The following is a 17,960-nucleotide window of genomic DNA, read 5'->3' on the forward strand; positions in this document are numbered from 1 at the left end:
AAAGCTCCGGGGTGGCGATGGACGCGCCGGGGCGGCTGACCTTGCGGGGCCGGACCTGCCCGGCCGACGCGGCCGGGCGATGCTCAGCGCCGATCCAGGTGGTGATACAGCTCGTCTTCGTCGGCAAAATGCAGGTCGAGCACGGTATCCAGCTGCACCAGCAGGCGCTGGATATCGGCCAGTGCCTCGGCGCTCGGCGGGTCTTCCAGGTCGGCGCCCATGCGCTCCAGCTGGTGGCCGAGGCGGAAGATCTCCCGGTGCGTGTGGCTCAGCGCGGCGAGCGGGTCCTCCCCGGCCAGGTGGTTCGCCAGGCGCGGGAACAGCGCATCCTCGTCCTCGCGCTCGTGGGGCAGCAGCTGTTCCTGCAAATCCCCCAGCAGCTCGCGCAATTCCCGCCCGGCCTGCGCCGCCGGCAGGCTGGTCAGCCGCTGTGCCAGCCGGTGCACCCGGATCAGCAGGGGCGCCAGCGCGGCGTGTCCCTGGCGCAGGCGCTCCACCTGCTCGCTGTCCAGTGCCGTCGCGGCGATCCGCCGGCCGCCACGCAGGGCGCGCAAGGCGTTGAGGATGACCAGTACGTCGATGCCTTCCTGCAGCAACGCGCCAGCCAGCGGCGGCAGCATGCCCAGCGCCGCGAAGAGCATGGCCAGCAGCGACAGGCCCATGCCCACCGTCACGCTCTGCACGGCGATGCGCCGCGAGCGCCGCGCGATCAGCAGGATCTCCGGGATGCGGTCCAGGCGATCCACCAGCAGCACCACGCTGGCCGCCTCCGAGGAGGCCGTGCCGCCACCCGCCGCCAGGGCGATGCCGACATCCGCGGCGGCCAGCGCCGGCGCATCGTTGATGCCGTCGCCGACCATCGCCGTGTGGCCCTGGTGGCGGCCCTGAGCCACCGCCTCGACCTTCTGCAGCGGCGTCAGGCCGGCGCACACCTCATCGACCCCGGCGGCGCGGCCGATCACCTCGGCGGCCTCCCGCTGGTCGCCGGTCAACATGACCATCCGCTCGACCCCGGCACGCCGCAGCGCCCGCAGGGTATAGGGGGTTTCCAGGCGCAGCCGGTCGGAGAACAGCGCCACCCCTTCGATCTGGCCATCCACGGCAATGAAACTGCCGGCGGCCAGCTCATAAGCCATGCGCCGGCGCAGCGTCTCGATCCCGGGACTGACCACCGCGCCCTGCGCCACGTAATCGAAGCTGCCGAAGGCGATGTGATGGCCGTCCACCTGGCCGCTGAGCCCGGCGCCCGGCACCTCGTGTACCGCGCGTGGCGTGACCAGGCTCAGTCCCTGCTCGGCAGCCGCGCGCACCAGCGCCCGCGACACCAGATGCGGGGAGGCCTGGGCCAGCGCCGCGCCCAGGGCCAGCAGCCGGGCCGGCGGAAGCCGGCCGGCGCTTTCCACGGCGTCGAGGGTCACGTTGCCGGCGGTCAGGGTGCCGGTCTTGTCGAAGAAGAAGCGCCGGGCCAGCGCCAGCGCCTCCAGGGTGGCGCCATCCTTGATCAGCACGCCGCGCCGTGCGCTGCGCGAGATGCCGGCGATGATCGCCACCGGCGCGGCGAGGATCAGCGGACAGGGCGTGGCCACCACCAGCACCGCCAGGGCGCGCAACACGTCGCCGCTGAGCCACCAGGCCAGCCCGGCCAGCCCCAGGGTCAGCGGGATCAGCGCGAGCGCGTAGCGATCGGCCAGCCGCACGAAAGGCGCCCGCGAACCGCGCGCCGCCTCGACCATCGCCACGATGCCGGCATAGGTGCTCTGCTGCGCCGGCCGGCTTGCGCGCAGGTCGAACGGCGCGCCGGCGTTGACCACCCCGCTGCGCACCGTCTCGCCGGCATGGCGGCGCACCGGCAGGGCTTCGCCGGTCAGCGCCGACTCATCGAGGACCGCTTCGCCGAGCAGCACCTCGCCATCCACCGGCACCACTTCGCCCAGACGCACCAGCAGGGTGTCGCCCGGCGCCACCTGCTCCACAGGAATCTGCTCCAGCGCATCGTCCCGGTAACGCCAGGCCTGGCGCGGCGCCCGGTCGACCAGGCGGTGCAGCTCGCGTTCGGCGCGCTGCTCGGTCCAGGACTCCAGCAGGCGGCCGCCGGCCAGCATCAGCGCGATGATCGCCGCGACCAGCGCCTCGTCGACCGCCAGGGCGGCGAGGATGGCCAGCAGCGCGATCAGGTCGACGCCCACCTCGCGGCGCAACAGCCGCACCAGGATCTCTGCCAGCAGCACCGCCGCCGCCAGCAAGGCGCTGGCCGTCCACACCCAGCGCGCCGCCCGCTCGGGCGCCAGCAGCCCGACCGGCACCGCCAGCAGGGCCACCAACAGGAGCAGCGGGTTGAACCAGGCAGGCAGGCGGGCGGTTGGCATCAGGCTCCGGGCAGCATGCGCCGCAGGGTTTGGTCACGCAGCACATAGTGATGGAACAGCGCCGCCACCGCGTGCAGGCCGATCAGCCAGTAACCGGCCTGGGCAACGGTTTCGTGCAGTTCCTTGAGCTGGCCGGCGCGGTCCTGGTCAGCCGGCAGCAGCGCTGGCAGCTCCAGGCCGAAGAACGGCACCGGCTTGCCGGCGGCGCTCAGGGTCAGCCAGCCGAGCAGCGGCAGGCCGATCATGAAGGCGTACAGCGCCAGGTGCATCAGCCGCCCCAGCAGGTGCAGCGCGCCGGGTTCCGGCCGCACCGGTTTGATCAGCCGCGCCAAAAGGCGCAGCCAGACCAGCGCGAACACGCTCAGGCCCAGCATGAAGTGCCAGTGCTTGAGCAGCTCGCGCGGCTCGCTGCCCTTGGGAAAGTTGCCCTTCAGCTCGATGGTGGCGTACACCGCCGCGATCAGCAGCAGCATCAGCCAGTGCAGGCCGATGCTCAGGGGGCTGTAGCGTTGCGTGTTCATTGCGGTACTCCTCGCGGATGGGATACCGGCAGGCTAGCGAGCGTTGCTTAACCGAAGCTTAGCGGGGGGCGAGGCAGGGGCCTCGGCCGGGAAGCTCACCACCACCCGCAGCCCGCCCAGCGGCGAGTCCAGCAGCGCCAGCCCGGCGCCGTGCAGCTCGGCGATGCGTGCGACGATGGCCAGGCCGAGCCCGGCGCCCTCCCCCTCGCCCAGCCGGAAGAAGCGTTCCAGCAGCTGCGGGCGCAGCTCGGCCGGCACACCCGGCCCGCTGTCATCCACCACCAGCTGCAGGCCCTGCGCCGTGGTGTCCAGGCTGACCTGGATGCGGCCGCCCGCCGGGGTGTACTGCAACGCGTTGCCGACCAGGTTCTGCAGCAGCGTGGCCAGGCTGGCTGCATCGCCGCGCAGCAGGCGGTCGCCGTTGCGCTCGTCTTCCAGGGTCAGTTCCTGATCGCGACTGAGCGCCAGCGGGGTCAACTCAGCCAGGGTTTCGCGGGCCAGGGCGGCGACGTCCACGGGCTGGCGGTGCACGCGCTGGGCGTCGGGCTCCAGGCGGGCCAGGGTGAGCAGCTGCGTCACCACCCGGGTGGTGCGATCGACGCCGCCGATCAGCAGCCGCAAGGCGCGCTCGCGTTCCGCCGCATCGGCCGCGCCGAGCGCGTTCTGGGCATGGATGCGCAGCACCGCCAGCGGCGTGCGCAGTTCGTGGGCGGCATCGGCGATGAAGCGCTTCTCCCGCACGATCAGCTGGTTGAGCTGGTGCAGCAGCCGGTTCAGCGAGGCCGCCACCGGCTCCAGCTCGCGCGGCAGGGGCGCCAGCAGCAGCGGTGACAGGTCGGCGGCGTCGCGGCTGCGCAGCAGATGCGCCATGCGCGCCAGCGGCCGCAGACCCCAGCCCACCGCCAGCCAGACCAACAAGGCAACCAGCGGCAGGCCGATCAGATCAGGCAGCAGGCTGCGCCGGGCGATCTTGCCCACCAGCTCGCCGCGCACGTCGTCGCGCTCGCCGACCAGGATGCGCAGGCCGTCGCGGCTGCCGTCCAGCAGGAACAGCCGCCACTGGTAGTCGCCCAGACGCAAGTCGTGGAAACCCGCCTGTCCGCCCAGCAGTTCCAGCAGCGACTCGTCCGGCGCGCTCGACGAGCGCAACAACAGCCGCCCCTGGCCGTCGTAGGCCTGGAAGCCCAGCTTGCTTTCGTAGGCATGCCCGGCAAGCACCGCGCCCGCGTCGCGCCGGTAGCGCACCGCTTCATCGAGCGCGGCCTGCAGCTCGGCCAGCCGCCCCGGTTCCTGGCCGCTGCGCAGCATGCCCTGCAACAGCCGGGCGCTCTGCGCCAGCTGGGCATCGAACAGCTCCTCGATCTCGTGGCGGGCGTCGCGGTAGCTCTGCTGGGCAACCAGGGTCAGACCCAGGGCCAGGGTGCCCAGGACCAGCACCAGGGTGCGGGTGCGGATCGACAGCTTCAGCATTTTTCCACCAGATAGCCGACACCGCGCACCGTGCGGATCAGCTCAGGAAAGAACTTGCGGCGCAGATGGTGGATATGCACCTCCAGGGCATTGCTCTCCACCTCCTGGTCCCAGCCATACAGCACCTGCCCCAGCCGGTCGCGAGTCAGCACCCGCCCCGGCTGGGCCAGCAGTTCGTGCAGCAGCAGGTATTCCTTGCGCGGCAGGCCGATCTCCCGGCCCTGGTAGCTGACCTGCTGGGTCACCGGGTCCAGGCGAATGCCCCGATACTCGAGCACCGGCTGCGGGCGGCTGAAGCTGCGCCGCAGCAGCGCGCGCAGCCGGGCCTTGAGCTCCTCCACATCGAACGGCTTGACCAGATAGTCGTCGGCACCGGCATCCAGCCCGGCGATGCGGTCGCTGGTCGCGTCGCGGGCGGTGAGCACCAGCACCGGCACCGGATTGGCGGCGGCGCGCAGGCGGCGCAGCACCTGCAGGCCGTCGAGGCGCGGCAGGCCCAGGTCGAGGATGGCCAGATCGAAGCTCTCGTGACTGAGCGCGTGCAGCGCCGAGGCGCCGTCGCGCAGCCAGTCCACCGTGTAGGCCTCGGGCTTGAGGGCCGTACGGATGCCCTCGCCAAGCGCCGGATCGTCTTCCACCAACAGAATGCGCATAAGGCGGCTTTCCCACATGCCGGGCGTTCCCGGCATTCAACGCCGGGCGCCGTCTTTATTCCAGTTCTTCTTCGACCCGCTGCAGCAGGCGTTGTGCTTCCTCGCGTCGTCCGGCATCGGCCAGCGCGCGGCCCGGCCGGTCGGGTGCGGCCAGCGCCTTCTCCAGCGCCGCGCGGGCCTCCCGGTAGTGGCCCTCGCGGAACAGGAAATCGGCGTGGAAGTAGTTGCTGTCCAGACCGTTCGGATTCAGGCGCAGCGCCTGGTCGAACAGTTCGGCGGCCTTGGCCTTGTCACCGAAGCCGATCGGCCAGCCTGGCACCTGGTAGTACAGGGTGGCCAGGCTGGTGTACGCCGAGCCGTCCAGGGCCTGCGGATCCAGCGCCAGCGACTCTTCGAACGCCGTGCGCGCCCGCTTGGCCAGCCCGAGCGCGCCAAGTCCACCCTTGGCGCCCGCCCAGGTGCTGAGGATGATGCCCTGCCAGCTCTTCAGCTCCGCCGAGTCGGGGTTGCGCCGGGTGGCGGCCTCGGCCTGGCTGGCGAGCTGTTCGAAGGCGGCCTCGCGGCGCGCCTCGGGCAGCTCGTAGTTGATCTGCGCCCAGCGCTCCTGCAGGCGCGCGAGCTCCTGTTCGCCGGCCGCGTCCAGGGCGAACACGGACGAGCTGGCCAGGGCCAGCAGGACGGCGAAAATACCGTGGCGGATAGTCATGGATGTTGTTCTCCGGAAGAGGAAGTAGGCACCGCAGGCTCCGCCCCATGGGCGAAGCGGCGGATGACCGGCAACTGGCGCTGCAGTGCGCGGTCCACCAGCCGGGGCAGCAGCTGGTTGAGGAACACGAAGAAGCGCTCCGGCCAGCCGAGATAGAGCTCCTCGCGCTCGGCTTCGATGGCCCGGGCGATCTGCCCGGCCACCTGGCGGGGATCGTCCATGGCCACGCCCAGCGCATCGTTCATGGCCACCACCGGCCCGGCATTCATCGCCGTGCGGGTGGCGCGCGGCGCGATGTACAGCACCCTGACGGCGGTGTCCGCCATCTCGCGGCGCAAGGCCTCGCTGAAACCGCGCACGGCGAACTTGCTGGCGCAGTAGGCGGCGAAGCCCGGGTAGCCAAGCGAACCGAAGGTGGAGCCCAGGTTGATCACCAGCGCGCGCGGCGCGCGGCGCAGCTCGGGCAGCAGCAGGCGCAGCAGTTGCAGGGTGGCGGTGACGTTCACGCTGATCAGCCGCTCGATGGACGCCGCGTCCTGCTCCTCGAACAGGCTGAAGCTGTTGATCCCGGCGGCGCTGATCACGCCATTGAAATCCTCGAAGTGGCGGGCGGCGATCAGCACCCGCTGGCGGTCCGCCGGGTTGGCCAGGTCCGCGCAGACGGTCTCCACCTGGCCGGGAAAGCGCTCGGCCAGCTGTTCCAGCGCGGCGTAATCGCGGCCGACCAGCAGCAGCCGGGCGCCGCCGCCACACAGCCGCTCGACCAGCGCCTGGCCGATGCCGCCGCTGGCGCCGGTTACCAGCAGCCGGCAGTCAGCGAGTCGCATGGCGCACCTCCGCCGTCAGACTGTGGAACAGGTCGCCGTACAGGCGGTACACCACCCGCGCGGTGTGCACCACGGCGGCGCGGTCGTCGGCGTCGTCGAGGCGATTCATCAGCGTGCGGAAGAATTCCACATGGCTGATGTCCAGGCTGCCGTGGGAGGTCAGGTAGCTGAAGGCCTGGGGCGGCAACTGCAGGCTGGTGCGCAGCACGTCGGCGGCCTGGGTGGCCAGGGCGATGCTGGTGCCCTCCAGCACGTTGACCATGCCGAAGAAGCTCACCGGGTTGTGGCGGGCAATGCGGTCGTAGACGTAGGCGACCATCAGCTCGGTGGCCAGGCTCGGCTGGCCGTTGCGCACCGCCTCGGCATCGCCGCCGCAGGCGCGGATGTCGTTGAGAATCCACTCCTGGTGACCGATCTCCTCCTCGATGTATTCGGCCACCGCGACCCGCAGCCATTCCAGCCGCTCCGGCAGCCGGGCACCGCAGGCCATCAGCAGCGGCACGGTGTGCTTCACGTGGTGGTAGGCCTCGCTCAGGAAGGCGATGTAGCTGTCCAGGCTGGCGGTGCCGTCCAGGGCACTCCGGATGATCGGCGCGCCGAGCAGGTAGGCACGCTCGGCCTCGGTCTGGTGTTGCAGCTCGTCGAAGAACTCCATGGGTCACTCTCCGCAGGGGGAAGTCAGCAGACCCGCGAGGGCCGCTTGGTAGTGGTCGAGCAGCGCGGCACGACGCAGCCGCCCGTTGCGGGTGGCCAGGCCGTTGTCGGCGCTGAACGGTTGTGCGGCGCGCAGCCAGCGGTGCACGCGGGCGTAGTCGGGCAGCGTGCGATTGACCGCGGCGACCGCCTCGGCCAGTTGCGCGTCCGGGCAGTCGGCGCGGCGCGGCACCAGCACGGCGACGTTGCACGGCAGCGCCTCGCCGTGCAGCCAGGCCTGGGCGATGGGCAGTTGCTGGACCAGCTCGGCCTCGACCCATTCCGGGTTGACGTTGCGGCCGTAGGCGGTCACGAACTGGTGCTTCTTGCGGCCGCGCAGGGTCAGGAAGCCGTCCCGCAGCTCGCCCAGGTCGCCGGTGGCCAGCCAGTCGCCGGACAGCGGCGGCTCGCCCAGGTAACCGAGCATGCGCGCACCGCGCACCCAGACTTCGCCGTCCTCGGCCAGGCGCAATTCGACATGCGCCAGGGGTCGGCCGACGCTGCCGATGCGGCGCGCCTCGGGCGTGTTCAGGCACACCACCGAGGCGCACTCGGACAGGCCGTAGCCCTCGAACACCGGCAGGCCCAGGCGGTCGGCCCGCTCCAGCAGCTGCGGCGCCACGCGCCCGCCGCCCACGGCGACGAAGCGCAGCGCCTCCGGCAGCGCCACGCCCTGCTCCGCCGCCGTCACCAGCGCCAGCAGCAGCTGCGGCAGCAGGATCAGGCTGTTGGGGCGCACCGCATGCAGCAGCGCCAGGAAACGCGCCACGTCGAAGCCGCTGGCGCCCTGCAGCCCGACCTGCGCCAGCGGGCGCAGCTCCACGGCGGCGCCGGCCAGCAACGGGGCGTAAAGGCCGGCGAGGTTCTCCAGCAGCGTGGCCAGCGGCAGCACGCACAGATGGCGCGTGACCTGGCGGCTGCGGCTGGCCCGCTCCAGGCTGTCGGCCACGCGCAGCAGGGTGTCGGCGTCGAGGCACACGCCCTTGGGCTGGCCGGTGGTGCCCGAGGTGTAGGTGATCTTGCAGGTACCGGGCGGCAGTTCCGCCTGACGCGCCGGCACGCGGCGCAGCAACCCGCCTTCCTCGCGGAAGCCGCAGGCCTGGCTGACCGGCCCCGGGGCGCCGAGCAGCGCGTCGACGCCGGCGTCCTGCAGCACATGGATCTGCTGGTCATCGGAGAAGAAGCCCGGCAGCGGCACGCAGACCAGTCCCGCGCGCAGCAGCGCCAGATCCCACAGCGCCCACTCCAGGCCGTTGTCCAGCGCCAGCGCCACGCGCCGCACGTCCCAGGCCCGCAGGCGTTCGACCCGCGCATCGATTTCGGCGAGCAGCGCGGCATAGTCCAGCCGGCGTTCGCCGTCACTCAGCGCCGTGCCGCCGTGTGCGGCCAGGCGCTCCCAGAACCGTTCAGCAACCGACGGCATGGGCCAGCCCTCCGTGGTAGCGCGGCTGATGGCCGAGACGCGCATACATCCCCAGCTGCAGCAGTTGCCGGTGGCCGGGCAGGATCTCGCCGACCATCACCTGCGGCCGGCTGGCGTAGTAGCTGCCCCAGTCCTCGCGCTCGGCGCCCAGGCGCGCCGGATCGGCCTCGCCCAGCGGCAGCGGTGCCAGGCCCAGGCGCTGGAAGCTGTTGAGCAGTTCGCGGGTGCCGGTGAAGGCCACCCACTGGAAGCCTTCGCTGATCAGCAGGTCGGTGAGCGCGACGATCAGCAGGCGCGCCGAGGCGGCGCCGGTGGCGGCCAGGTTGCCCACCTCGACGATGGCGTCGCGCGGTACCTGCCGCGCATGGCGACGGGCGATCTCGCCCTCCAGCGGCGCGTCCAGGTAGCGCTCCAGAAACAGCGGCTGGCGAGCCGGACGCAAGCCCACCGCCCCCTGTACCACCCCACGCTCGTCCAGCAGGCCGAGCAGGCAGGGCAGGAAATGGCGGATGCGCGCCTGGTGCTCGTCGGCGAAGCGCTGGCGAATGAAGGCTTCCAGCGTGTGCCGCAACGGGCCGCCATCGGCCTCGGCCCTGCGCAGGTACAACGGCGTGTCGCGGCCGATGCGCGCCAGGGTGTCGGTTTCGTGTTCGGGCTCAAGCATGCGGGGGCGTCCTCTGCGGAAATGATCCGAGAGGCATCTTCGGCACCCAGGCTTAAGAAATTCTTAGGTTTCCCACGGCAACTACCGGCGCGCGGCGACTTTTCGCAGCGAGCCGGCTTCAGCGTTCCCAGATGATGTGCGCGCTCTCCAGCGGCACCTTCGCGTCGGGGTGCGCCGGCACCACGCGCAGCGTGTAATCGCCGGCCGGGCGCTCGGCGGGCAGTTCCAGGCGATAGGCGTAGCCGTGGGTGGCGCCGACCAGTGCATGGGCGCGCTGCAGCGCCCGGCATTCGGCCGGCTGGCCGTCGGCATACAGCTCGACACGCACGGCGTCGGCGTCCAGGTCGCCCAGGTACAGCTGCGCCTCGACCTGGTGCAGGCCGTCCTGGGTAGTCACCCGCACCTCGCCGATGCGCAACGAGGCCCATTTCTCGTCCAGTTCGCGCTGCCAGCGCACCAGCGCGGCCGCGCGCGCGCCCCGCTCGGCCGCACGCTCCCGGTAGGCGACCGCCGCCGGCAGGTAGTGCGTTTCGGTGTATTCGCGCACGGTGCGCGCCGCCGAATACTGCGGGGTGAGCCGCGCCATGCTCTGGCGCATGCGCGCCACCCAGGCGGTGGGGATGCCCTGCGCGTCGCGCTGGTAGAACTGCGGCACCACCTCGTTCTCCAGCAGCGCGTAGAGCGCCTCGGCATCGCGGGCGTCCTGGACCGCCTCGTCCGGGTCCTGCTCGCCATTGCCCAGCGCCCAGCCGACCTCGGGCGTGTAGGCCTCCGCCCACCAGCCGTCCAGCACCGACAGATTCAGGCCGCCGTTGACCAGCGTCTTCATGCCGCTGGTGCCGCAGGCCTCCCACGGGCGGCGCGGGGTGTTCAGCCAGACGTCCACGCCCTGCACCAGCCGTTCGGTCAGCTGCATGTCGTAGTCGGCGAGGAACACCGCGCGGTGGCGCACCTCGGGCCGGCGCACGAACTCCACCCACTGGCGGATCATCGCCTGCCCGCGGCGGTCCTCGGGGTGCGCCTTGCCGGCCAGGATCAGCTGCACCGGGCGCTGCGGGTGGGTGAGCAGGCGGATCAGCCGCTGCGGATCGTGCAGCAGCAGGTTGGGTCGCTTGTAGGCCACGAAGCGCCGCGCGAAGCCGAGGGTCAGGGTGTTGCAATCCAGCACATGGCGCGCGGTCTCGCGCCAGGCCTCCGGCGCGCCGGAGGCGCCCATCTGCCAGACCAGCCGCGCCCGCGCGTAGTCCACCAGCGCGGCGCTGGCGGCGGTGCGGAACTGCCAGAGCTGAGCGTCGGACACGCAGGCGATGTCCTCGCCCAGCGTGCCGACAGTGCCCGACCAGCGATTCTTGCCGCAGGCGGTGGTCCACAGTTCATCGGCCTGGGCCGAGTCCCAGGTGGGCATATGCACGCCGTTGGTGATGTGGCCGACCGGCACCTCGGCCAGCGGCCAGCGCGGAAACAGCGGCGCGAACAGCGCCCGGCTGACCGCGCCGTGCAGGCGGCTGACGCCGTTCACCGCGCCGCTGCCGCGAATCGCCAGCCAGGCCATGTTGAACGGCTCGCCGTCGTTGCCCGCCTCCAGCCGACCGAGCGCCAGCAGCGCGCGGCGCGAAATGCCCAGCCGCTGCTCGGCGTAGGCGCCCAGGTACTGCTCCACCAGCGCCGGGGCGAAACGGTCGAAACCCACCGTCACCGCCGTATGGGTGGTGAACAGGTTACCGGCGCGGGTGGCGGCCAGCGCCACGTCGAACGGCTGACCGGTGTCCGCCATGAACTGCCGCGCGCGCTCCAGCACGGCGAAAGCCGCATGCCCCTCGTTGAGGTGGCACACCTCCGGCTGCAGGCCCAGGGCGCGCAGCAGCTGCCAGCCGCCGATGCCCAGCACCAGTTCCTGGGTGAGGCGCAGCTCGCTGCCGCCGCCGTACAGCTGACTGGTGATGCCGCGATGAACCGGGTAATTGGCCATGTCGTTGCTGTCCAGCAGGAACAGCCGCACCCGTCCCACCTGCACCTGCCAGCCGCGCAGCCAGATCAGCTGGCCGGGCAGCTCCAGGCGCACTCGCAGCCATTCGCCATCGGCCTGGCGCAGCGGCGTGACCGGCAGCTGCCCCGGATCGTTGAACGGATTCAGCGCGCGCTGCGCGCCGGCGCTATCGATGGTCTGCCGGAAGTAGCCACTCTGGTACAGCAGGCCGACGCCGTACACCGGCAGCCCCAGATCACCGGCGGCCTTGAGCTGGTCGCCGGCCACGTTGCCCAGCCCGCCGGAATAGATGGGCAGCGACTCGCCGAGCATGAACTCCATGCTGAAGTAGGCCACCGCGCCCAGCGCCGCTTGCGGATGGGCCTGCTGGAACCAGGCCGGCGCCTCGGCGGCCTGCCGGCGCGCCTCGACCAGCGTCGCCAGCCGCCGGCGCACGTCGGCATCGCCCAGCACCTGCCGCAGTCGGCCCTGGGAGACCGTCTGCAGCACCACCCAGGGATTGCGCGTCTGGCTCCACAGCTGTTCATCAAGCTGCCGCCAGATCCAGTCCGTGGCGTGATTCCAGGAGGAACGCATGTCCAGCGCCAGCCCGAGCAGCGCCTCGAAACCCTCGATGTCGTGGAAGGCCAGGCGCTGCTTGGGGTGAATGAAATGAATCGGCTCGCTCACGGTCCCTTCCTTCGCAGGTATGTGCAATTCCTGCTCAGGATAGATGGCGCCCGAGGGCGCCTCCGGGAGCGCCCGACCATGCCGCATGCCGACCGCCCCAGCCACTCTTCGGCCCGCCACTGGCTGGGCTGGCTGCTGGGCGCCGCCGGACTGGCTGCGGTGGTCACGATGGCGCTGCACCTGAGCGAGGTACGCGCCTTCGCCGAGCAACTGGCGCAGCTGGAACCCGGCTGGCTGCTGCTGGCCGTGCTGCTGCAGGCCTTGACCTACCTGGCCCAGGGGCAGCTGTACCGACGGGTGGCCCACGCCGGCCAGGCCGAACTGTCGCTCTGGCAGGGCGCGCGGCTCGGCCTGATGAAGCTGTTCATCGACCAGGCGCTGCCCAGCTACGGCCTGAGCGGCACCCTGGCCGCCACCGCGGCCTTCGAACGCCACGGCATCCGCCGCCCGGTGGTGATGGCCTGCCTGGCGGTGAGCCTGACCGCCTACCTGCTGGCCTACGTGGCGAGCCTGGCCGCCGCGCTGGCGGTCACGGTGCTGGAAGGCCACGCCACGCGCCTGCTGCTGCTCGCCGGCGGCCTGTTCGTGCTCGGCACCCTCGGGGCGGGTCTGGCCGTGGCGCTGGTGGCCGGGCATCCGCTGCCGGCGCGCCTGAGCCGGCTGCCGGGTGGCAAATGGCTGCAGCGGCCGCTGGCCGTGCTGGCACAGGCCGATGCCCGTCTGGTGCGCAACCCGCGCCTGTTGCTCGACGCCACCGGCCTGGACCTGGGCATCGTGCTGCTCGACGCCACGACCCTGTGGGTGCTGATCCTGGCGCTGGGTGAAAGCCCCAGCTGGGCCAGCGTGTTCGCCGGCTTCATGCTGGCCAGCGTGCTGCGCAGCATCGGCGTGACACCCGGCGGGCTGGGGCTGTTCGAGGCCGCGCTGATCACCACCCTGAGCTGGGCCGGCATCAGCGTGCCGGTGGCGCTGTCGGCGACCCTGCTGTTCCGGGGCCTGAGCTTCTGGCTGCCGATGCTGCCGGGCCTGCTGCTGGCGCGCGGCGCCACCCGGAACACGACACCCACGCCCGCCGCGGACGACGAACCCTGGTGGAGCTGGAGCCCCGAGCAGGCCTTCCGCCAGCTGGACAGCACCCCGGACGGCCTGGACGCCGCGAGGCTGGCGCGCCATCCGGCGGCGACGCAGCTGGCGCGCGGGCGGACGGCGGGGCTGGGGCGCACCTTCCTGACCCAGCTGTACAACCCGCTGATGCTGATTCTGGTGGTGGCCTGCGGGGTGTCGCTGGTGGTGGCGGAGTGGCTGGACGCGCTCATCGTGCTGGCGATCATCCTGCTCAGTGCCCTGCTCACCGCCCTGCAGGAACGCCGCGCCTCGCGGGCGGTGGAAGCGTTGCGCGCGCAGGTGGCGCTCACCGCCAAGGTGCGTCGTGACGGCCAGCTGCGGGAGATTCCCGCCAGCCAGGTGGTGCCGGGCGACGTGGTGGAGCTGTCCGCCGGCAGCCTGGTGCCCGCCGACGGCCTGCTGCTGGAAGCGCGCGACTGCTTCGTCGCCCAGGGCCTGCTGACCGGCGAATCGGCGCCAGTGCAGAAGCTGCCCGGGGTGGCGAAGATCGACGCCAGCCTGGCCGAGCGCAGCAACTGCCTGTTCATGGGCAGCTCGCTGCGCAGCGGCACCGCCCGGCTGCTGGCGGTGCGCAGCGGCGCGGCCAGCGAGTACGGGCGCATCGCCCAGAGCCTGACCCTGCGCCCGCCGGAAACCGAGTTCGAACGCGGCCTGCGCCACTTCGGCGCGCTGCTGCTGCGGGTGATGCTGCTGATCGTGCTCGGCGTGCTGGCCGCCAACATCCTGCTGCAGCGGCCCACCGTGGACACCCTGCTGTTCGCCATCGCCCTGGCGGTCGGCCTGTCGCCGGAGCTGCTGCCGGCGGTGCTGGGCATCACCCTCGCCCAGGGCGCCCAGCGCATGGCCCACCAGGGGGTGATCGTGCGCCATCTCAACGCCATCGAGAACCTCGGCGCCATGGACGTGTTGTGCAGCGACAAGACCGGCACCCTCACCCAGGGCGTGGCGCGCCTGGACGCCGCGCTGGACGCCGAGGGCCAGCCGTCGCCGCGCTGCCTGCTGCTGGCGGCGCTCAACGCCGGGCTGCAGACCGGCATGGCCAACCCGCTGGACGAGGCGATCAGCGCCGCCGCCCAGGAACAGCAGGTGGCGTTGAACGGCTACCGCAAGCTCGACGAAACCCCCTACGACTTCGTGCGCAAGCGCCTCGGCGTGCTGGTGGCCGAGCCGGCGGGCGCGCCGCTGCTGATCGTCAAGGGCGCGCTGGACAAGGTGCTCGACGCCTGCGACCACGTGCACGGCGAGCCGCTGGACGCCGCGCACCGCGCACAACTGGATGCCCGCTTCGCCGAGTGGAGCGCCCAGGGCTACCGGGTGCTGGGCGTGGCCAGCCGTGCACTGCCGGACGCAACCGGCTGCACGGTGGCCGACGAGCGCGCGCTGGATTTCGAGGGCTTCCTGCTGATCTTCGACCCGCCGGAACCCGGCGTGGCCGACACCCTGCAGCGGCTCGCCGGGCTGGGCGTGCAGGTGAAGATCATCAGCGGCGACAACCGCCGGGTGACCCGCCATGTGGCCGAGGCGGTGGGCCTGGACGCCGAACAGCTGATCACCGGCGGCGAGCTGCTGCGCATGAAGGACGACGAACTGCTGCACCGCGTGCCGCAGGTAGCGCTGTTCGCCGAGGTCGACCCCAGCCAGAAGGAGCGCATCATCCTCGCCCTGCAGAAGACCGGCCACGTGGTGGGCTTTCTCGGCGACGGCATCAACGACGCCCCGGCGCTGCACGCGGCGGACGTCGGCATCTCGGTGGACCAGGCCGCCGACGTGGCCCGCGAGGCCGCCGACTTCGTGCTGCTGCGCCACGACCTGGACCTGCTGCGCCTGGGCATCGACGAGGGCCGGCGCACCTTCGCCAACACCCTCAAGTACATCTTCATCACCACCAGCGCCAACTTCGGCAACATGATCAGCATGGCGCTGGCCTCGGTGCTGCTGCCGTTCCTGCCGCTGCTGGCCAAGCAGATCCTGCTCAACAACTTCCTCTCCGACCTGCCGGCCATGACCCTGGCCGGCGACCACGTGGACCCCGAGTGGGAACGCACCCCGCACCACTGGAACCTGCGCGAGGTGCGCAACGTGATGGTGGCGTTCGGCCTGACCAGCTCGCTGTTCGACGCGCTGACCTTCGGGCTGCTGTTCTACGTGGCCGGCGACCAGCCGGCGCTGTTTCGCAGCGGCTGGTTCGTGGAATCGCTGCTCACCGAACTGGCGATCATCTTCGTGGTGCGCACCTACAAGCCCTTCTACCGCAGCCGCCCCGGCCGGCTGCTGCTGATCAGCACCCTGGCGGTGATGCTGCTCACCCTGCTGCTGCCCTACACCCCGGTGGGCGGCTGGTTCGACCTGGTGCCCCTGCCCTGGCCGCTGCTGGCGGCGATCCTGACCCTCACCCTGCTCTACGCCGCCACCTCCGAATGGGTGAAGCGCCATCTGCTGGCTAAAGCGCGCCGGCCGACGCGGGCAGCGCGGCGGCATCGGGGGCAGCCGTGGCCGCCATGAACGGCCCCGGCGGTGACGGCCTGCCAGCGCGTGGCAGCCGGAGGACAACCGGATGACGCTGACGCAACTGGTCGCCGACTACGGCTATCTGGCGGTATTCGTCGGCGCGCTCTTCGAGGGCGAAACGGTTTTGCTGCTGGCTGGATTCGCCGCGCACCAGGGGTATCTGTCATTTCCCTGGATCGTCCTCATCGCCTTCTGCGGCGGCACGCTGGGCGATCAGCTCTGGTTCTTCATGGGTCGGCGCTACGGAACGGCTCTGTTGAAGCGCTTTCCGCAACTGACGCCAGCCACCCAGCAGGTCAACCGCCTGATGCTGCGCTTTCAGGTGGGGGTGATCATCGGCGTGCGCTTCATGTACGGATTACGCATCGCCGGCCCCATCGCCATGGGCATGAGCGACGTTTCGGCGTGGCGCTTCATTATGTTCAACCTGATCGGCGCCGCGCTCTGGGCGTTGGCGGTCAGCGGCACGGGCTACTTGTTCGGCCAGACGCTGCACTGGCTGTTTGCCGATATCAAGCGCTACGAGGAAGGCGTACTGCTGGTGATTATTGGGGTGGGGGTGATGGTCGGGCTGTGGCGGCGGTGGGGTCGCAGGAAGCATTAGGGAAACTCATGACCTTCGCCGACCGCCGAGAGCGCTTGATGCTCTTCAGGCGAAAGATTCGCAACGCCAGAAGCGGTCATTTCAAAATAGGCCAGCTGAATTAAAGACGCTACTTTGGCATATAACGCCCGGCTTTGGGGCGGACTTGTAGCCGCGCAGCTGCGGAAAGGCCGTCCCAGCCCCGAAGAGGCGACAACAGCCGATTGTTAGTTTTGCTGGCGATTTCTCTTTCTCCAGCCGCTATTCTTTATCCCACTTTTATGAGGCCACTTTAAAAGCCTTTTATAGATCTCATAATCGAAGACCTCATCCATGCCTTTGCCTCCCTCGAAATAAAACTCATCTTCTTCGATTCTTGCACATATCCTGAGCAGCTCATCATTTATTATTGAAATAAACTGCCTTGCATCTTTTTGTTTTATCTTCCAGGGAGTGGAAATCCGACTGTCTGTGTCAATTTTTCCTTTTGAGCGAGTCAAGCCGACATAGATAGCGTTTTGCTTTTTCTCTTCAAGCTTTCTGCCTTGGATCAGAGAAATAAACTTTGGCGAATAATCATCTTTTTCTCTTGCCACAAAGTTCCACTGTTTCTTTGGATGTAAGTACAGAAGCTTTAGCCATTCTTGCTCAAACTCAGCGTCAGGATAGCCATCATTGGTTTCCGATGACCAAATATAGTGATTTACCCAGTTGGCCTTTGAAAACTCTTCCATGGCCAATACTGAAAGCTGAAGAGCACTTGGATAAGAGCCGTTTCCATAGAGCAACACGGAGTCAAAATGAAGACGGATAGTATTCCTCAAAGACTCCGTAGCGATTTTATTTAGCTTGTACTTTGAGATTCCGTCTTCTTTCTTCACTGACACTCCGATTCAGAAACTAACGCTTGCATAAACGGCGGCCTGACAAGGCCGTCCGGTGGAGGCCTGAAAGGCCGGAACGAATTTGATGCACTTGTTAGGTGCTGATTCAAGGAATTGGCTCATAAATTACCTCGAAACCTGCCCCAAGCTCTGCTTGCAGTTTTGCCCGCATAGACAGTGCAGCTGCCTCAAACTCCTTAAATTCCTCCTGACTCCAAGGACTTGGGTCAGGCGGATATTTCCAATTCAGCGCTTTGTCGTGCCAAGTAGATAATGTGTCGAGTTCTTGAAGCGTTGCCGCTGATAGCGATAACTTTTCTTCGATAGGTCCAACATCAAATCTTTCGAGTGCAGCATCATTGCCACACCAGATGCAGCCACCACCCCACTCGAACATAAGCCGTACTTTGTAGAGTGTTTGCATAAGCACCTAACGTTGAATTAAGCCGGGCCGCATTGCGGCATCGGCTTGAATGAATGGTTAGGCAGTGTACAAATACGACATTTAAAACAGAGCCTTCAACAATTTATCTTCAGCGCTTGAGCCTTAAACTCTAAAACAAACTCCTTCGCTTGCTCCAGTGTGTCTGGATACCGTACTCGACACCACAAACCGCCGCCTAAGTCTCTATATATTTTTTGGAATAGAAAACCATGCCTTACCAAAAAAGCAACTTTAGCCCACTGTCTATTATCCGACTTCTTTGGCGGGCGAAAACGAGGATCCATTCGAATTGCTTGCCCGCTACAGCCCGGGCATTTCCGAAGAAGAATCTCTTTTTCATTCGGCCTCTTGAATGTGCTCCGACAGGATAAGCACGTGTAGGGAGCCAAGTTAGTGATCGCGTGATTCATAAAGCCTAACGTAGAGCTAACCGGCG

At 68.9% G+C, this 17,960-nt stretch carries 14 protein-coding genes; 2 read left to right on the top strand and 12 right to left on the bottom strand.

Annotated features, from left to right (window positions below; all coding sequences use genetic code 11):
• Nucleotides 1-83: 83 nt before the first annotated feature.
• The 10 genes from PT85_RS14200 to glgP all read right to left on the bottom strand — a co-directional run bounded on the left by PT85_RS14200 (nucleotide 84) and on the right by glgP (nucleotide 11,940).
• Nucleotides 84-2,366 (bottom strand): heavy metal translocating P-type ATPase, encoded by a 2,283-nt coding sequence (locus PT85_RS14200; protein WP_052199719.1) that lies wholly within the window; start codon nucleotides 2,364-2,366, stop codon nucleotides 84-86.
• Nucleotides 2,366-2,887 (bottom strand): cytochrome b, encoded by a 522-nt coding sequence (locus PT85_RS14205; RefSeq protein ID WP_027591608.1) that lies wholly within the window; start codon nucleotides 2,885-2,887, stop codon nucleotides 2,366-2,368. The genes PT85_RS14200 and PT85_RS14205 overlap by 1 nt, the downstream gene beginning before the upstream one ends.
• A 33-nt stretch (nucleotides 2,888-2,920) precedes the next feature.
• A complete protein-coding gene (locus tag PT85_RS14210) occupies nucleotides 2,921-4,357 on the bottom strand; it encodes an ATP-binding protein (RefSeq protein ID WP_052237697.1) in 1,437 nt (478 codons plus the stop codon).
• Entirely contained in the window at nucleotides 4,351-5,010 is a 660-nt protein-coding gene (locus PT85_RS14215) for a response regulator transcription factor (protein ID WP_039560231.1), read from the bottom strand. Before PT85_RS14215 ends, PT85_RS14210 begins: the two co-directional genes overlap by 7 nt.
• 55 nt (nucleotides 5,011-5,065) lie before the next feature.
• Nucleotides 5,066-5,716 carry a tetratricopeptide repeat protein gene (locus PT85_RS14220; protein ID WP_039607008.1) on the bottom strand — a complete coding sequence of 217 codons (651 nt, stop codon included), beginning with the start codon at nucleotides 5,714-5,716 and terminating at the stop codon, nucleotides 5,066-5,068.
• Complete coding sequence (locus PT85_RS14225; protein WP_039607009.1) at nucleotides 5,713-6,543, bottom strand: SDR family oxidoreductase; 831 nt, start codon at nucleotides 6,541-6,543, stop codon at nucleotides 5,713-5,715. Before PT85_RS14225 ends, PT85_RS14220 begins: the two co-directional genes overlap by 4 nt.
• On the bottom strand, nucleotides 6,530-7,198 hold the full coding sequence (locus PT85_RS14230) for a TenA family transcriptional regulator (RefSeq protein ID WP_039607010.1): 669 nt from the start codon (nucleotides 7,196-7,198) through the stop codon (nucleotides 6,530-6,532). The genes PT85_RS14225 and PT85_RS14230 overlap by 14 nt, the downstream gene beginning before the upstream one ends.
• Before the next feature lie 3 nt (nucleotides 7,199-7,201).
• Nucleotides 7,202-8,659: an AMP-binding protein gene (locus tag PT85_RS14235; RefSeq protein WP_039607011.1), complete on the bottom strand. Its 1,458-nt coding sequence runs from the start codon at nucleotides 8,657-8,659 to the stop codon at nucleotides 7,202-7,204.
• Nucleotides 8,643-9,323 (bottom strand): thermostable hemolysin, encoded by a 681-nt coding sequence (locus PT85_RS14240; RefSeq protein WP_039607012.1) that lies wholly within the window; start codon nucleotides 9,321-9,323, stop codon nucleotides 8,643-8,645. Before PT85_RS14240 ends, PT85_RS14235 begins: the two co-directional genes overlap by 17 nt.
• Nucleotides 9,324-9,441: 118 nt before the next feature.
• Nucleotides 9,442-11,940: an alpha-glucan family phosphorylase gene (glgP, locus tag PT85_RS14245; protein ID WP_407681102.1), complete on the bottom strand. Its 2,499-nt coding sequence runs from the start codon at nucleotides 11,938-11,940 to the stop codon at nucleotides 9,442-9,444.
• Between the two features lie 117 nt (nucleotides 11,941-12,057).
• On the opposite strand from glgP, the gene mgtA reads away from it, so the two are divergent.
• Both mgtA and PT85_RS14255 read left to right on the top strand, forming a co-directional pair.
• Nucleotides 12,058-15,606, top strand: coding sequence for a magnesium-translocating P-type ATPase (mgtA, locus tag PT85_RS14250; RefSeq protein ID WP_052237698.1), 3,549 nt, complete (start codon nucleotides 12,058-12,060; stop codon nucleotides 15,604-15,606).
• Nucleotides 15,607-15,658: 52 nt separating this feature from the next.
• Nucleotides 15,659-16,216 carry a DedA family protein gene (locus PT85_RS14255; protein WP_039607014.1) on the top strand — a complete coding sequence of 186 codons (558 nt, stop codon included), beginning with the start codon at nucleotides 15,659-15,661 and terminating at the stop codon, nucleotides 16,214-16,216.
• A gap of 206 nt (nucleotides 16,217-16,422) precedes the next feature.
• On the opposite strand, the gene PT85_RS17820 is transcribed toward PT85_RS14255, so the two are convergent.
• On the bottom strand, nucleotides 16,423-17,076 hold the full coding sequence (locus tag PT85_RS17820; protein ID WP_074467516.1) for an AbiV family abortive infection protein: 654 nt from the start codon (nucleotides 17,074-17,076) through the stop codon (nucleotides 16,423-16,425).
• A 109-nt stretch (nucleotides 17,077-17,185) separates the two neighbouring features.
• Nucleotides 17,186-17,503: a hypothetical protein gene (locus PT85_RS17825; RefSeq protein WP_074467515.1), complete on the bottom strand. Its 318-nt coding sequence runs from the start codon at nucleotides 17,501-17,503 to the stop codon at nucleotides 17,186-17,188.
• Nucleotides 17,504-17,960: the final 457 nt, after the last annotated feature.

Source organism: Pseudomonas flexibilis (assembly GCF_000806415.1).
Taxonomy (GTDB): domain Bacteria; phylum Pseudomonadota; class Gammaproteobacteria; order Pseudomonadales; family Pseudomonadaceae; genus Serpens; species Serpens flexibilis.

Bases quoted from the DNA above. Each gene is read 5' to 3' on its own strand.
- PT85_RS14200 (WP_052199719.1), bottom strand. From the start codon at position 2,366: ATGCCAACCGCCCGCCTGCCTGCCTGGTTCAACCCGCTGCTCCTGTTG.
- PT85_RS14205 (WP_027591608.1), bottom strand. From the start codon at position 2,887: ATGAACACGCAACGCTACAGCCCCCTGAGCATCGGCCTGCACTGGCTG.
- PT85_RS14210 (WP_052237697.1), bottom strand. From the start codon at position 4,357: ATGCTGAAGCTGTCGATCCGCACCCGCACCCTGGTGCTGGTCCTGGGC.
- PT85_RS14215 (WP_039560231.1), bottom strand. From the start codon at position 5,010: ATGCGCATTCTGTTGGTGGAAGACGATCCGGCGCTTGGCGAGGGCATC.
- PT85_RS14220 (WP_039607008.1), bottom strand. From the start codon at position 5,716: ATGACTATCCGCCACGGTATTTTCGCCGTCCTGCTGGCCCTGGCCAGC.
- PT85_RS14225 (WP_039607009.1), bottom strand. From the start codon at position 6,543: ATGCGACTCGCTGACTGCCGGCTGCTGGTAACCGGCGCCAGCGGCGGC.
- PT85_RS14230 (WP_039607010.1), bottom strand. From the start codon at position 7,198: ATGGAGTTCTTCGACGAGCTGCAACACCAGACCGAGGCCGAGCGTGCC.
- PT85_RS14235 (WP_039607011.1), bottom strand. From the start codon at position 8,659: ATGCCGTCGGTTGCTGAACGGTTCTGGGAGCGCCTGGCCGCACACGGC.
- PT85_RS14240 (WP_039607012.1), bottom strand. From the start codon at position 9,323: ATGCTTGAGCCCGAACACGAAACCGACACCCTGGCGCGCATCGGCCGC.
- mgtA (WP_052237698.1), top strand. From the start codon at position 12,058: ATGCCGCATGCCGACCGCCCCAGCCACTCTTCGGCCCGCCACTGGCTG.
- PT85_RS14255 (WP_039607014.1), top strand. From the start codon at position 15,659: ATGACGCTGACGCAACTGGTCGCCGACTACGGCTATCTGGCGGTATTC.
- PT85_RS17825 (WP_074467515.1), bottom strand. From the start codon at position 17,503: ATGCAAACACTCTACAAAGTACGGCTTATGTTCGAGTGGGGTGGTGGC.